This is a genomic window from Arenicella sp. 4NH20-0111, assembly GCF_040366405.1.
GTDB lineage: Bacteria > Pseudomonadota > Gammaproteobacteria > Arenicellales > Arenicellaceae > Arenicella.
Map to the genome: position 1 here is coordinate 97,179 of NZ_BAABWF010000003.1, position 15,541 is coordinate 112,719.

Here is a 15,541-nt window from a genome sequence, read left to right on the forward strand (position 1 = left end):
AAAATATTATGAATAGTTTGCCGAATAGTGACAATCCGATAATAAAGCGTGTGCTGATCGTGGGGGGTGGAACAGCAGGTTGGTTAACCGCTGGATTGTTGGCCAAACGATTAAACTGTGCGACAAACGATGCTGTTGAAGTGTCATTGGTTGAATCTGATCGTATTCCAATTTTGGGTGTCGGTGAGGGAACCTGGCCCACAATTCGAAGTACTTTGCACACATTAGATATAGACGAAACTGAGTTTATTCGTGAATGTGACGCTACCTTTAAACAAGGGTCCGAGTTTGTTAATTGGGTGAACACCCCCAAAGATGGAGAGAGGTCTAGCTATCATCATCCATTGAGCTCTGTATTTCATTCGGCGTATGACTTCAACTTAGCCGCGTATTGGCTATTGAAAAAGAAATCATCGGGTATCAAATACGATCAAGCCGTCGCCAGTCAGGCGCACATGTGTGATGCAAATCGCGCCCCAAAAAAAATAACGACCCCCGCTTACTCGGCGATTCAGAACTACTCTTATCATCTCGATGCAGGTAAGTTTGCGAGGTTCATGCAAAAGCACTGTGTGGAAAATCTTGGAGTAAGGCATATTGTGGCTGATGTTCTGTCTGCAGAAATTGATGACACGGGGGATATCTCATGCGTGCAGACAGAGCAAAAAGGACAGCTTGATGCGGATTTTTTTATCGATTGTACCGGCAGCAAAGCGCTGCTTATTGGTGAAGTCTTAGGCGTGGAGTACACCAGCCTGAAGGGTACTATTTTTAATGATACGGCGCTTGCGGCGCATGTGCCTTATGCTCATGAGCAAGAGAATATTGCGACTCATACCATTGCGACGGCTCACGAATCAGGATGGACGTGGGATATAGGTCTTTCTGAGAGGCGAGGCGTCGGTTTTGTCTACAGTTCTGCGTACACTAATGACTCCGAAGCAGAGAAGCAGTTACGAAGCTACATCGGAAAGAGATCGGAAGAAATTTCGATTAGAAAGATCAAGTTCGAAAGCGGTTACCGAGAAAAATTTTGGCATAAAAACTGTTTAGCCATAGGCATGTCGGCTGCTTTTATAGAGCCACTTGAGGCGTCTGCGATATTTTTAGTAGAGGCGGCGGTTAACATGTTGACCGACCAGTTTCCGACTACACGCTCAGACATGGACTATGTGGCCCGACAATACAATTCAATTTATCGTCTTCGATGGGACAAGACGGTGGATTTCGTAAAGCTGCATTATTGTATTTCTAAGCGCAGAGATCATGTTTACTGGATCGACAATTGTGCAAAATCGACTATTCCTGATAGCTTGCAGGCTAAATTGGAACATTGGCGCACTCATCTTCCGAGTAAATACGACTTTGATTACGCCTTTGAACCTTTTGTATTGGACAGTTACCTTTTTGTTTTGTACGGAATGGAATACGAAACGGATATAACGTCTGGCGCTCACCGGTACACGGATTGGCAGCGAGCCGATGCTATGTTTGCTGACATCAGTGGCACAGTAGAGAAACTCAAACAGGAGCTTCCTCAACAACGGACACTTATTGATCAAGTAAAGCAGCATGGTTTTTCAAGGATCTAGCGATAGCGGTTGAAACGATCCAATAAAACCTAATTCATTTTCTATCGCATTGGCATGTCGCCGCGAAGAGAAATATAATTAGCTGTTTATTTATCGGTTAAATATCAATTAAGGATATGTTGCACGTATGAAGGTCACGATCAAAGAAGTCGCGGAGTTAGCGGGAGTATCCTTTAAAACTGTTTCTCGAGTTGTTAATGAGGAAGATGGTGTTAAGACGGAACTGCGAGAACGAGTGCAGCAAGCGATAAAGAAGTTGAATTATCAGCCAAATATTACAGCACGGCGTTTACGCGGTAAATCGGCCACCATTGGGTTTATTTATAATAATCCGAACAGCAATTACGTTATCACGATGTTGCATGGTATTTTGGCAACCTGTCGCGAAAACCGATATGAGTTAGTGGTGCACCCATGTGATAGTAAGTCGAGTGCCGATGAGACTTACGATGAAATAGTGGCATTGACACAACGAAGTTCAGTAGCCGGTTTGGTGTTAACGCCTCCTATTTCAGAGAACTTTGAAATAATCAGTAAATTGGAAAAAGCAGGGATTAAGTTCACCCGAATCGTGTCTAGTTCGGAGCCGCCCAAAGATGTTGAACGTACTATCTATATTGACGATCGGCGAGCGGCGTACCAGATTACTGAGCATTTGATCAATCAGAAGCATCGCGCAATTAGTTTCTTTAATGGTGACCCAGAGCATCACTCTAGCGAAGAAAGGTTAGATGGGTATAAGGCTGCGATGCGTGATAACAATATCCCCATAGAAAGCAATTTAATCGTTTCAGGTGAATATACCTTTGAGTCTGGAATGCAGCGCGGGAAAACCACACTTGACTCAGACAGTCGGCCTACAGCAATTTTTGCTTGTAATGATGAGATTGCTGCTGGCACACTCTTTGCAGCTCGAATGTTGGGTATTAATGTCCCTGAGCAGTTGTCGATCGTCGGTTTTGAAGATAGCCCGTTTTCGCGGCAGTCTTGGCCGTCACTTACCACAGCAAAGCAGCCAAATGATGAAATTGCAGGGCATGCTACGCAATTGTTAATCGACTTGCTCTCCAGTTCATCCAAACCAGGTGATGCTGAAAAAGCACATAATCACGGTTATCTTCCTGAAATGATAGTGCGTGAATCAAGCCTTCCTCCGCGCTGATCACTCTGCTACCTAACAAATTCAAGTATCCGGGACGTAATTGTTGATTTTTATCTCTTTACTCTCACTGATTAAAACCGGATAATGACAACGTTGTCATTATCCGGTTTTAATCAGTATGAAAAAAGCGATCAGCGCGGCTAAAATTTTTGATGGAAATAGTTTTCTAGAGAACAGAACGCTCTTAATAGAAGACGGTACTATTTTAGACATTGTTTCAGAGCCTAATCTGGATTCCGAATGGGAAAAGTACTATTGCACTGAAGGTATTTTAGCGCCTGGGTTTATCGATTGGCAGGTCAATGGCGGTGGCGGTCTCCTGTTCAATAACGCTACCACGTCCGAAGCAATAGACATCATCACGTCAGCGCATCACCGCGGTGGTACGTCCAGCCTAATGCCAACGCTAATCACCGATACCGAGCAGCAACGTAGAACGGCGTTAGATTCGGTAAGAGCCAGCATAATTAATGGCAATAAGAGTGTATTGGGTTTGCATCTCGAAGGTCCTTTTTTTTCAATCGAAAAAAAAGGAGTACACAAGCAAGAGCATATTGTCACGATGAGTGACCAAGAGTGCGCTTGGTTGTGTTCAATCGCAGATACAGTGATGTTGTTAACATTGGCGCCTGAAAAAACTAAGGTCTCGCAGTTAAGGCAACTCATAGATGCTGGAGTGATTGTAAATATTGGTCATTCAAATGCGGAGTCTGAGGCAGTGAATCAAGCCTTATTGGCTGGTGTTAAAGGCTTTACACATCTGTTCAATGCAATGAGTCCGGCCACATCTAGGGAGCCTGGAGTGGTTGGTTCAGCGTTGCTCAATGATGCCACTTGGTGCGGCATCATTGTCGATGGACATCATGTGCATCCTGATATGGTTTCTCTTGCGCATCGAATTAAGCCCAGAGGGAAGTTGTGCTTAGTGACTGATGCAATGGCGACTGTCTTCGCAGACCAGAAGAGTTTTGAACTGTATGGCGAAACCATTACAGAAATAGACGGACGACTGGTTAATGGTGAGGGGCGTCTGGCAGGGGCGTGTATTTCTATGATAGACGCTGTCCGTATCGCGCATAAAAGCGCGGGCATAGAATTGGGTGAGTGCTTGCGCATGGCTTCACTCTATTCGGCTGAATATCTTGGCTTAAGTGGGACATTAGGAATGCTTTCTAGCGGTCACAGGGCTGACTTGGTCCACTTTACTGAGCACTTTGTAGTTAATCAAACGTGGGTCGATGGCGAAGAAATGCTATCGGCTAACGCTTAAAAAGGAGACCACGATGAGAGTAATAATTTTGGAAGATACAGATGATGTCGCTCACGTCGGCGCATCGTTTTTTTTGCAGCATTTGGAACTCAAGCCAGCATCTGTGTTTGGTTTAGCAACTGGGTCCAGTCCGGTTGCATTGTATAACTGTTTGATTAACGCGCACCGAAACGATGGCGTTTCGTTTTCTCGTGCGACAACATTTAATCTAGATGAATATTATGGTATCGCTGCCGATCATGTTCAGAGCTATCGCCATTTTATGCAAGTGAATTTGTTCAATCACATTGACGTAGTTCCCAGTTCAACTCATGTACCAGATGGGATGGCAGAGGATCCGATCACCGCGTGTCTGCGGTATGAGGAAAGTATTGCTGAGCAGGGCGGCATTGATGTTCAATTGCTGGGAATAGGGCGCAATGGACATATCGGATTTAACGAGCCGTCATCCTCGTTAGCGTCAAGAACGAGGATAAAAACGTTAACTAAAGAAACCATTGAAGATAATGCCCGTTTCTTCTCAAAGGATGAAGTTCAACCAACACTGTCCTTGACCATGGGTATTGGCACGATTATGGAAGCAAAAAAAGTAGTGTTAATTGCGACTGGGAGAGCAAAAGCAAAAGCCATCAAAGATTCAATCGAAGGGCCAGTCTCGGCATCGTGCCCAGCTTCCATGCTTCAATTACACAGAGACACAGTCATTGTGTTGGATAGTGAAGCTGCAAGTGATCTTGATAACCAGGCGTTTTATCAGTTTGTCGAAGAGCAACGACAAAAACTTGAAGCGGCTTAACTGAGTTGTGAGAAACCCAAAGTACGTGTACAGCAATGATTAAGCGCATTCTATTTTATTGAGTATACGGTCACAAGCCGCGTGGGTTAACCACGTTTGTTGATTTAGTAGGCTGTCGCACCCACCGTGCTCTACCACCATAAAAAAATGGTCGACCATCGCGTGAAATCCTCTTTTTTGTAGTGTTGATACCCATGGGTCTATCGGTTTACTGACACTCTCTTCATCGCTATGGTAGGTGCTATCGACTAGCTCGTTGATTTCCCAGTTAGCGTTCATAATGGAGTATTCAAGTTTCTCGCAAGTGCGTCCAGCTTGGCGGTTCATACTTAACGTGATGAGGCTTTCGTCATGTTGCCAATGAACCTCGAGTATTGCTAACTTGTTATGGTTCCAGTTCGCAGACACATGTACTGACGGCACTGTTTTACAGTCACTTGCCAGAATCGCAAAATCGACTATATGTATAAAGTCGTCGTAAACAAATTGTGTGCAATTGCCCAAAAGGTCATGGCGATTTTTTTGATAGTGTATTTGCAAAGGGCGGTGGGCAAGTGGGGCTTGATAAGCGGGTGCGTAACGCCGGTTAAACCCAAGCATTAATGGAACGTCTTTTTGCTCGGAAAGGTCCAATAGTTCTTCAGTCTGTCTTAGTTCATAACCAATAGGTTTGTCCACGAATACGGCAATACCAGCTTGCAGGCAAGACTTAGCAATCTTGTGATGAGATGCCGTATTGGTATGCACCATCACGGCATCAGGTTTGTTTTTGATGACGTCTTCTATCGTGCTAAGTAACCGTGAAGCGTGGTAGTGTTTTCCCAGTTTAGTAAGAATAGCCTTGTTTCTAGTGCACAAGCTCAACGCAATGTCGTCGAAGAGTGACAGTGTAGGTAAGTATGCCTTCTGTGCGATGTCACCAAGACCAATCGATGTGATTTTCATACGCTTATCACGCTTAGGTTTTAGTCAGGCGGGTAACTGTAAGTAATGCGCGCGGTGGAGTGGGTTGCCCAAAGAAGTTGTTGAAGGGTGCTCTCACTGAACACCCTTCGTAAACAGATAGGTAATTTTACTGATTAGCATCTAGATAAATTCGATGAGGTGTTGAGAACACACCGCTTTCAAATACATCCCAGTTTATTGACCAGGTCATTAGTCCCCGAAAACTCGTCCTTGGTGCAGCTGGAGTATAGGAGCCACATTGTTGAAGCTTAATTAGACAATTTAGCGAAGCGTGGACATTGGCCGTGGTTGTTTGACCAGATGAGGCTGCGCCCGCGGTTGCCGGTAAACCTATTGCAACTTGGTCTGCGCGCAGTCCGGGGAAAAAATTGTTGGGATTTTGACCCGCAGCGAAGCCAGTAATCATCATGTCCGATAATGCGACATGGAAGTCCGCAGACCCCGCTTGATAAATTCCATTGTCGGCAGCCAAAATAGATCCAGTATTGTAGTGCTGAACATGTAATACGGTTAGATCATTTCGTAGCGCGTGTATTAAGGGTAAATACGCACCCCAGATTCCGCCAAAGGTTTGATAGCCGCCCTGCACGTAAGCGGTTTCTGGTGCCATTGTTAAAATAAAGTCCGACCCAAATCTAGCCTTGATTTGTTTAGTTGCCTCTATCAGGTTTACGATTGCCGGTGTTTGGGGGCTTTCCACCGTATCGCCTGCTGTCATGTTTAATGAGCCACCTTCAAGGTCAATGTCCATTCCATCAAGATTAAACCTGGCAATAATGTCTCCCATGGTTCTGATGAAATTATCTCGCTCAGTAGTGTTGTTTAGTGTGATATGTGCGTTTGCACCACCTAATGAAATCAACACCTTTTGACCTCTGGATTGAAGAAGTTGTACGCCCGATAAAAACGCAGCTTCGGTTTCTTCGGCTGGCTCGAAAGCCACTTCCCCAGGAGCCCCACCTGGTTTGTTTTCAGCGAAAGATAAGTTAACGATGTCCCAATCAGAGCTTACATTCGAAATGGGGAGGTAACCGGCTTGATTAATGAAGTTATGCCAATAGCCTACCAGAATTCGTGAAGCCAAAGGCGATCCGGGATTGGTGTTGCCGTCACTGATCGTAGCCGTGGTAGAAGACGTTGCTGACGCTCCTTCGTTATCAGTGACAGTCAGTGTGACGGTGTATGTCCCGGTACTCAAGTACTGGTGTGATGGATTGGCCTGGGAGCTTGTGTTTCCGTCGCCAAAACTCCAGCTGTGAGCGGTAATGTTGCCATCAGAGTCAATGCTGCCTGCGCTCGAGAAAGTGGTTGGTGAATTGATGCTGCCATTATAGGGGCCATTCAGGTTTGCGCTTGGCGCTATATTTGATCCTGTGTTTGTATCGCAGCTTGAAATTTCGTTCCATGCTGATTGCCAATGAGCGCCATTTCCCGGTTCATAAGCCCAACCCGCAGCCGACGAGCACCAGCCTGCGATCTTGCAACTGTATTCTGTGTCCGATTGAGCTCCAATGACACGATTTACAACTCGTTCACCAACGTGATAACTGCTTCCCGCGATGTAAGAGGCTAAACCATCGCAGCTGGAGCCATTTGAGTCTCCCGCTATGGTGACGGCAGTCGACTCAGTGTCCGAAGCGCCTTCGTTATCGACAACCGTGAGGGTTGCGGTATAGGTTCCTGATATGGAATAGGCGTGCATTGGGTTTGCGTTTGTACTCGTTGATCCATCGCCAAAACTCCAAGAATAGCTATCAATTGTACCGTCTGAATCAGTTGAGCCAAGACTCGAAAAACTAATTGGTGCGTTTACGGTGGCTGAATAGGGGCCATTTATTTGGGCGGAAGGGGTTAGATTTTCATTACCGACACCTCCGTCACAAACGCCTAAATCTTGCCAATGTTGCCATGGTCCGGAAAACTGTATCGGGTTTTGGCCTTGAGACCAATAGTTCGATTGATAGCCTCGGTTGCTGTGTTGAATTACATCGCCTGTATTATAGATATTCTGGCTAGTCCAATTGGATAACGCGGAACAATCGACCGCGTGCGCAGTGCTGCTTGATAAAGCTAATAGCCATAGTGGCGCTATTAGGGTATTTAACGTTGTCTTTTTCATTGTCAATTCTCTCTGATTGCTGAGATGGGTTACCTAAGGCTGACTTCCTTGTTAGCCGAATTAATGGTTGGGCAGTGTTCATTTACTGCCCAACCCCGTCGCATGACGTTTACTGAAGGTTATCGCTGATTGCTTTGATTAGCTCACCGTTCGACGTGTCTCCGCTGAACTCCCAGAAAAATGCTCCGCCTAAGCCTTGTTGCTTTGCATAGTTCATTTTCCCTTGAATTGTGGAAGGTGTGTCGTAACTCCACCAGTTGTTACCGCAATGTGCGTAGGCGGTTCCAGCGATGGTTCCTGTCGCTGGGCAACTGGTCTTGAGAACTTTATAGTCTTCAATCCCTGTTTCATACGTTCCTGCTGCTGCCGCGGAAGCGCTACCGCCAGCCGTGCTTTGAGTTACTCCAGTCCAGCCACGACCGTAAAAACCGATTCCTAATAAGATTTTATTTGACGGCACACCAAAACTTTTGAGCAGGGTGACCGCATTGGAGGAATAAAAGTCTGCTCTGTCTGCTGGAATTCCGGCGTATGAATCAAGTGCTGAATGAGGCGCTGTTGGCCCGGTTGCATCCCATCCACCAAAAAAGTCATAGGTCATCAACATGTAAAAGTCTAGATATTGCGCTGCAGGTCCGTAATCGGCTGCATTCAACTTGGCTGAACCGGCACCGATTGCCGCAGTCACTAATTGATTTCCAAATCTGGCTCGAAGCGCTTGCATTAACGTGGTGTAGGCCGCGGGACCACTGGAGTCACAACTTAGGCCACAGGAATTAGGGTATTCCCAATCAATGTCAATGCCATCGAAGACATCAGCCCATCGAGGGTCATTCACAAGGTTGTAGCAAGATTCGGCAAAAGAAGTGGCGTTTTGCGAGGCTTGTCCGAAACCACCAGACCATGTCCAACCGCCAAATGACCATACAATTTTAATGTTTGGATATAAGGCCTTTAGTTTTCGAAGTTGATTGAAGCTTCCTCTTAGGGCGCCAGTGTCCCACGTGTCTGGGGTACCATCGACGCTGTCAGCCGCGCTGTAGAATTTGTCGGTTGAGGCAAATGAATCCCCCATTACACACTGACCATTTTGAACGTTACCGAAAGCGTAAACAATATGAGTCAGGCGTGGAGCTGAACCGCTGGTGACGAGATCTTTGACATGGTAATTTCGACCGTAAACGCCCCATTCTGCGAAATAGCCAATTACCTTTTTATCTCCGGTGACGGGTGGTGGCGTATTGTCATCGGTTATTGAGGCTGTGGTAGTTGAGCTACCAATTGCGCCATCATTGTCTGTTACGGTTAATGAAACGGTGTAGGTGCCAGCATTTGCGTAGGCATGGCTGGGGTTTTCCAGTGACGAAGTTGAGCCATCGCCAAAATTCCATGCGTAAGTGCTGATGGTTCCATCTGAATCATCGGATCCAGCACTTGAAAAGATAATCGAGGCGCCAGCCAATCCAGAGTAGGTGCCGTTTGCATTAGCCGTTGGTGATACATTGTTATCGCCGCCTCCGGTGTCGCCACCACCGGTTCCGCACGAGCCGACTTTGCTCCATGCGTCTTGCCAATGGGCACCAACGCCAGGTTCGTAAGCCCATGCTGCTGAAGATGAGCACCAACCCGCGACATTACATGTAAATTCCTCAGCATTATTAGAGACACTTTGGCCAGATGAGTAAGCTGTTCCTGCGCTGTATGCAACTCCAGAACAGTCGCCAGTATCACCGCCGCCAGTATCACCGCCGCCAGTATCACCGCCGCCAGTATCACCACCGCCAGTATCACCACCGCCAGTATCACCACCGCCAGTATCACCACCGCCAGTATCACCACCGCCAGTATCACCACCGCCAGTATCACCACCGCCAGTATCACCACCGCCAGTTGAGCAACTGCCGAGATCAGTCCAATGAGCCCATTGCCCAGAGTGATTGGCCGGTAAGTTACCTTGTGTCCAATAGTTAGCTTGATAAGCCTTTGAGTCGGACTGGATCGTGTCCCCGGTGTTATAGACAGTCTGTGCGGTCCAGTTATTCAGATTGGTACAGTCTGCGGCTTCAGTAGTCAGGGCAAAGCTGCCCATTCCAACTAAAACGACGCTCTTAAATAAGGTATGCATGTTATAGGGTCTCCTGATGGTTTGTTTTCTACTTTGCGTCGAGTAGGTTCGAAACGACCTTTCTTAAATGAACGCAAAATCACATGACGCACGTTAAGACAACGTTGTCATAAATAAACGTTACCCTATTAAGACAACGTTGTCTACGTTTAGAAGACAAATGTCTTAGATACTCGGGGTAAATGCTATAGATTGCTCATATTAAAGCGCTGGTTTGTTAGAGATACGAATATCCGTAAGATAGACTTCAGCTTTATTATGATCTTAGAGAGAGACCTTTGGTTTGTTTGAAGAGATTCTGTTCATGCCCTTTATCATTAAAAACATACTTATAACAAAGGTGATTAACAAGCTGCCGCCAAGAATGTAATCTAGTTTTAGTAGATATCCTAGGCCAAACATCCCAGAATAAAGCCCGACACAGCCCAGTAAAAAGTAAAAGCAGGAGTCTCTGAAGTTTCTTCTGGCAGGATGTTCGGCGTTTAGCGTTTTCCAAAAACCGATCGGTTTAACCTTTGCTACAAATCGTTTTAGAATATCGTCATCCACCGCTGGTGTGAGAAACGTCATGCTGATAGCGGACAGAGTACTTACTAATGAGATCCAACATATAACGTGTATGGGATGGTTAGCCATCCAGATTGGGAAGACGGAAATCTGACCATCGGGCAACATTTGATTGTAGCTGAGAACGTAGTTACAAATGGCCAACAACAAGCCCGTTAACATTCCTGAAATTTCAGTCCAAGCGTTTGCGCGCCACCAAAACCATCGTAAGAGATGGGGCAGACCCAAACCGGCCATCATGCCTAGGTAAAGTTCCCACATCGCTCCTACGTTTTCAATGAATGAGGCGACAACGATTGCGGTTAAGGTGATTGAAACGGTTGATAGCCTGCTAACCAAAACTAACTTTCTATCCGATGCCTCTGGATTTAGAAAGCGCAGATAGAAATCGTTGGCGATGTACGATGCGCCCCAATTAATATGTGTTGAAACAGTAGACATAAACGCGCCCATCAATGCCACTAGTGCTAGCCCAATTAGGCCCTTTGGAAGTACGTCTTTGATTAGAGCTGGATAGCTTCGCTCACGGTCTTCGCGATATTGAAGCTCCTGTTCCCCCTGATCATTCTCTACTGTGGTTTTAAAGAGAAGGCTATATTCTGGAATTTCGCACGTGTATCGGTTTTCCAAGCATCGTTTCATTTGAACGGTACAACTACTGTCGTTCTTTAAACAATCATTGAATTGAGCAGCGGCGATGTTCACATCGGCCCTAGGGTAGATGACGAGCGCAGCAACGCCGGCAATGACCCATGGCCAAGATCGAAACACAAAGTGAGCTAAGCCATACCACAGTGCTCCTTTTTCAGCTTCTTCGTTGTTCTTTGCGCTGTATAACCGTTGAGCAAAAAAGCCAGCGCCGTCTACATTGCCATTAGTCCACCACATGAATGTAAGTGTAAGAATAAAGGCGCTAAAGGGAATACCCAATGATCCACTGGCATCCCCTGAGAAAGAAGGTGCAAATGAACTTATTTGCTCATGATTTAAAAATGCCTTCCCATCCAGACCTACGCCTGGATTGTTTTTGGGGTAGGTAGCTTCTAATTGTTGCCACATAGCTTGCAAGCCGCCAACGCTATCCACCGCGTAGATGCTTAAGATAACGGCCATACTCATGGCCAGGACAAACCACACCATATCGGTGATTAAAATGGCCTTTAATCCACCCCATGACGAGTAAATCAATGTAATAAGGACCAATGTGAAAATGGTTAAACTGGAATTAAGGTCATTGAATATGAGGGCCTGTGGATAATAGTTAGTCACCGTTTGATATAAGTCACTTCCTAGGATGGTTTGCCAGTCCATGAACGGCTCAGTGATCTTAGACATGCCAGCAAAGACCCAGCCAAGGACTATGCAATTAACAACAACAGAGAAAACGAACGCTTTGCTTGTGCGCAAGATCATCGCCGGTGTTCCGCCATAACGTAGTTCGGCGATTTCAGCATCGGTAACAACACCTGTGGAGCGCCACACTCTGGCGAAAAATACGGTGATGGCGATTACTCCTGCGGCACCACCCCACCAAAACCAATTTCCCGCGATTCCAAAGTTCGCGATCCAACCCGAGATCACCAGTGGCGTGTCAGAGGCAAACGTAGTGGCAGCGATGGAGGTGCCAAGAAACCACCACTTTGCGCTCCGATTCGCCGTGAAAAAATCTTCGACTCCGCCTTTCGAGCTTTTATCCTTAATCAGCAGACTAATTGCAAAAGTTGCGGCCAAGATAATGCCGATAATCGACCAGTCTAGGGTGGAAAGCACCGTTTTATCTATCATGTTAAGCCTTCATTTATTTAATCACAATCTCATCAATATAGATTGGTGGGATGACCTGGGATTCGCTTTCATGGGAGAACACAGTTTGCGTATTATCGATGGCTATTTTTACATAGCGGGCGCCTGTCTCCTGTGTGGTCAAGTTGATTCTTTGATCAGATTTTCTGACATCGACGTTAGGGCTTGACCATGAATTGCCATTATGTGAAACCAATATTGTCATTGAGACCGGGAAATACAATGAACGACCTAGCGCACCATCAAAGCCAAGGCTCACCATCGTGAACTGGGTTTCTTTGAGAAGATCAATAGTCAGTTCAAAATTGCTAAGCCCTTCTATCAAAGCCCATTGGTTGTGCTGAAATCGTTGCCCCTGCTGTGGTTGGCCATTGGTTAGCAAGTCCAAATTCTCGACCAGATGCTTTGTGTCCTGATCATGCGAAAGAGTAACTTTTTTGCCTACTGCTAAGTGAGGTTCTACCTGTATTCGTACGGTGTCATAGAGTTGCTTGTTTTGAGGATCAAAATAACGAGCATGAATTATTTTTTGAGAACAAAAGCTGGTTTTTTGTTTGAACCGTTCTGAATCAATAGATGGAATCGACTCGTCTTCGGTAAACAGGATTTCAAGATGAGGGTCTGTGTCAACAAAAGACACCTCATAGCGATTGCTCTGTAGCCACTGTACGTTGAATTCCGGGGTGAGGTGGCTGTCTGAAACGTTAAATCCTTGAGATTTGAGTAACTGGGTGTTGTTGCTCAGTCTTTTCTTGAATAACGTCCAGTCTTGTTTATCTTTTGATGTCCATAGTATTTCCGCGAGACCCAACATGCGCGGTAACAGCGCGTATTCGAGGTGTTGCATGGACCTAATGTATTCGGTCCATACGTTGGCTTGAGCGCCTAGAATGTTGTTATCCAACTCTAATGGGTCAAAGTTGTAAACCTCTCGCAGTGGAGCGTGACCATGAATTGACATAGGTTCATTAATCGAGAGAGATTGATAAAAGTCGAAGTAGAGGTTGCCTTGCGTCATTACAACCTTATGCCCGCGTTCCAAAGCACTTTTTGCACTAACTTCGCCGAGCCAAGACATGATTAAAACGTCAGAATCCAGGTTCGTGGCATCGAGAGAATCATCCCAACAAATTGCTTTTTTACCAAGCTTGCTAAGCATACCTACCACTTTTTCAATAAAGTAGCCATGCAATTGAGCGTCGTCACTAAGGTGCTCCTGGGCCTTTATTGCTTGGCATTCTGGGCATACGCTCCAATGGTCTTTCTTGACTTCATCGCCACCAATGTGAATGTATGGACCAGGAAACAACTCAGCTATCTCCGTAAAAATATCGCTCAGAAAGTTAAAAACTGAGGGACGGTTACACAGAACATGTTTAAAAACGCCAAAGTGAGTCTTGACGTCAGTTTTGTTGTTAGGCACCTGGCAAGCAAGGTTGGGGTATGCCGCCAGCAGAGCGGAGCTGTGACCTGGAAGGTCGATTTCAGGAATTACCAATATATGTCGTTCGCTGGCATATTCGATAATATCTTTAATATCTTGCTTCGAATAAAACCCTGAATGTTCGGAATGATCTATTCGGGCGTTTCTGTCTAAAGAATGATCTATGACCGTTGCTGAGCGATGACTGCCTATTTCAGTGAGTAAGGGATATTTATCAATGTGTATTCGCCAGCCCTGATCATCAACGAGATGCCAATGGAAGCGATTCATCTTGAAGCGGGCCATTAGATCTAACATTTTCTTGATGTCAGTGATCGGACGGAAATGCCTGCTGACATCTAAGTGCATGCCTCTATATTCACATCGAGGGCTGTCTATGATGCGAAAATTTGGCGTTTCTGAGCCGTTTAATCGTGTAATCTGCAAGAGCGTTTGGACGGCGTAGAACACGCCTTGATCACCGCCAGCGTATATTAAAATTCGTTGATCGTCCGTGGTTAGTTCATAGCTGGCTTCGGGCATTGAGCCGCTTAATTCAATGTGGATGCCGTTGACCTTTGGTGAAATCTCAGTGGGCAGTATTGAAAGGGAACGCCAGCCAAATTCATCCCAAGCGCGAGCGAGATAGGATGCCGTTTGTGATGCTAATGGGGTGCCAACGTAGACTGCATCAAGACTGTTAAACTGAATTTGACCATTGAGTAGTTGAAGCTCACTCGGAAGGGGAATTAGATCAAGAGAGGGCATGTCGGAGAATGTTGCTTTTATACAGCGTTGGGTTGACTGATTTCAGATTGCGTTTTTGCATAATACAATGCGCCATCTTCGGGAGCATGCGCTGGTTCGCAAATACGATCTCTAACATCAGGACTGAACCACTCAATCATTTTACCTCGTAGACCACCTATCATCGCCAAGGGACTATCATGATCATCTAAAATCATCTCGGCCATGTCATTCAGGTAGCCAGCTCCCGCTTTAACAATGCTAACCGCCGTTGGATCATCGGCTTCAGCGACCTCGAAGACAAGAGGCGCCAACTTAGCGAACTCTTTGCTTGGTTTGTTTATCATTAAGTTTGTAACTTGGTCTGGTGTGGTTCCGAGGTAGTCACACACGACATCGCTCAACGCAGTGGCAGGCCCTAAGCCATCATTCGACAATAAAATAGCGGACAGAGCTTGTACGCCTAACCAGGCTCCACTGCCTTGATCACCAAGGGGAAGCCCGTGAGCGCCATAAATTCGAGTGAATGTATTGTTGATCGTGATGCCACAGGAACCGGTGCCGCAAATAATGACAGATCCATCTTTATAATCGTGCGCGCCGAGACAAGCAATGTGCAAGTCGGTTGTTAGATGCATTTTCTTGAATGGGTGATTCCAATTCGAAATTTGCTCGAAGGCCGATGGTAGGTTTACTCCTGCTAGACCGACTCCAGCGGTAACATCGCATAAGCGTCGTCTGGATAGACCAGCGTCTTCGAGCGCTTTTGACGCGGAGTCAATAATCGATTCTATCGCTCGATCAAATCCCTGCACTGGGTTTGCGCGGCCTGATACGCCAATGCCTTGTCTAGTATGATCGGCGGAGAGTAACTTGGCTTTACATTTACTTCCGCCGCCATCGATGCCGATGAACAGATTGTTGTCATGTGTGATGGGTGTTATGTATGTCATTTTACTAATCTCGGCAAA

General features: G+C 46.0%; 10 protein-coding genes. 4 read left to right on the forward strand and 6 right to left on the reverse strand.

Annotation, left to right across the window (positions count from 1 at the left end; translation table 11 throughout):
- Window positions 1-8: 8 nt before the first annotated feature.
- The 4 genes from ABWW54_RS07880 (at window position 9) to nagB (ending at window position 4,820) form a co-directional block, all read left to right on the forward strand.
- Window positions 9-1,592 carry a tryptophan halogenase family protein gene (locus ABWW54_RS07880; protein ID WP_353411695.1) on the forward strand — a complete coding sequence of 528 codons (1,584 nt, stop codon included), beginning with the start codon at window positions 9-11 and terminating at the stop codon, window positions 1,590-1,592.
- Window positions 1,593-1,719: 127 nt separating this feature from the next.
- Entirely contained in the window at window positions 1,720-2,754 is a 1,035-nt protein-coding gene (locus tag ABWW54_RS07885) for a LacI family DNA-binding transcriptional regulator (protein WP_353411696.1), read from the forward strand.
- A 118-nt stretch (window positions 2,755-2,872) separates the two neighbouring features.
- On the forward strand, window positions 2,873-4,024 hold the full coding sequence (gene nagA, locus ABWW54_RS07890; protein WP_353411697.1) for an N-acetylglucosamine-6-phosphate deacetylase: 1,152 nt from the start codon (window positions 2,873-2,875) through the stop codon (window positions 4,022-4,024).
- Window positions 4,025-4,037: 13 nt separating this feature from the next.
- Complete coding sequence (gene nagB / locus ABWW54_RS07895) at window positions 4,038-4,820, forward strand: glucosamine-6-phosphate deaminase (protein ID WP_353411699.1); 783 nt, start codon at window positions 4,038-4,040, stop codon at window positions 4,818-4,820.
- Window positions 4,821-4,859: 39 nt separating this feature from the next.
- Here nagB and ABWW54_RS07900 read toward each other — a convergent pair whose 3' ends face one another.
- The 6 genes from ABWW54_RS07900 to nagK all read right to left on the reverse strand — a co-directional run bounded on the left by ABWW54_RS07900 (window position 4,860) and on the right by nagK (window position 15,523).
- Window positions 4,860-5,765, reverse strand: a complete 906-nt coding sequence (locus tag ABWW54_RS07900; protein WP_353411700.1) for a Gfo/Idh/MocA family protein — start codon at window positions 5,763-5,765, stop codon at window positions 4,860-4,862.
- A gap of 127 nt (window positions 5,766-5,892) precedes the next feature.
- Entirely contained in the window at window positions 5,893-7,905 is a 2,013-nt protein-coding gene (locus ABWW54_RS07905; RefSeq protein WP_353411701.1) for a PKD domain-containing protein, read from the reverse strand.
- Window positions 7,906-8,014: 109 nt separating this feature from the next.
- Complete coding sequence (locus tag ABWW54_RS07910; RefSeq protein ID WP_353411702.1) at window positions 8,015-10,030, reverse strand: glycosyl hydrolase family 18 protein; 2,016 nt, start codon at window positions 10,028-10,030, stop codon at window positions 8,015-8,017.
- 264 nt (window positions 10,031-10,294) lie between these two features.
- Window positions 10,295-12,382 carry a sodium:solute symporter family protein gene (locus ABWW54_RS07915; protein ID WP_353411703.1) on the reverse strand — a complete coding sequence of 696 codons (2,088 nt, stop codon included), beginning with the start codon at window positions 12,380-12,382 and terminating at the stop codon, window positions 10,295-10,297.
- A gap of 13 nt (window positions 12,383-12,395) precedes the next feature.
- Window positions 12,396-14,591 carry a beta-N-acetylhexosaminidase gene (locus tag ABWW54_RS07920; RefSeq protein ID WP_353411704.1) on the reverse strand — a complete coding sequence of 732 codons (2,196 nt, stop codon included), beginning with the start codon at window positions 14,589-14,591 and terminating at the stop codon, window positions 12,396-12,398.
- A 17-nt stretch (window positions 14,592-14,608) separates the two neighbouring features.
- A complete protein-coding gene (gene nagK, locus ABWW54_RS07925) occupies window positions 14,609-15,523 on the reverse strand; it encodes an N-acetylglucosamine kinase (RefSeq protein WP_353411705.1) in 915 nt (304 codons plus the stop codon).
- Window positions 15,524-15,541 lie beyond the last annotated feature (18 nt).

Excerpts from the sequence above, each read along its gene's own strand:
- ABWW54_RS07880 (WP_353411695.1), top strand. The coding sequence starts at position 9 with ATGAATAGTTTGCCGAATAGTGACAATCCGATAATAAAGCGTGTGCTG.
- ABWW54_RS07885 (WP_353411696.1), top strand. The coding sequence starts at position 1,720 with ATGAAGGTCACGATCAAAGAAGTCGCGGAGTTAGCGGGAGTATCCTTT.
- nagA (WP_353411697.1), top strand. The coding sequence starts at position 2,873 with ATGAAAAAAGCGATCAGCGCGGCTAAAATTTTTGATGGAAATAGTTTT.
- nagB (WP_353411699.1), top strand. The coding sequence starts at position 4,038 with ATGAGAGTAATAATTTTGGAAGATACAGATGATGTCGCTCACGTCGGC.
- ABWW54_RS07900 (WP_353411700.1), bottom strand. The coding sequence starts at position 5,765 with ATGAAAATCACATCGATTGGTCTTGGTGACATCGCACAGAAGGCATAC.
- ABWW54_RS07905 (WP_353411701.1), bottom strand. The coding sequence starts at position 7,905 with ATGAAAAAGACAACGTTAAATACCCTAATAGCGCCACTATGGCTATTA.
- ABWW54_RS07910 (WP_353411702.1), bottom strand. The coding sequence starts at position 10,030 with ATGCATACCTTATTTAAGAGCGTCGTTTTAGTTGGAATGGGCAGCTTT.
- ABWW54_RS07915 (WP_353411703.1), bottom strand. The coding sequence starts at position 12,382 with ATGATAGATAAAACGGTGCTTTCCACCCTAGACTGGTCGATTATCGGC.
- ABWW54_RS07920 (WP_353411704.1), bottom strand. The coding sequence starts at position 14,591 with ATGCCCTCTCTTGATCTAATTCCCCTTCCGAGTGAGCTTCAACTACTC.
- nagK (WP_353411705.1), bottom strand. The coding sequence starts at position 15,523 with ATGACATACATAACACCCATCACACATGACAACAATCTGTTCATCGGC.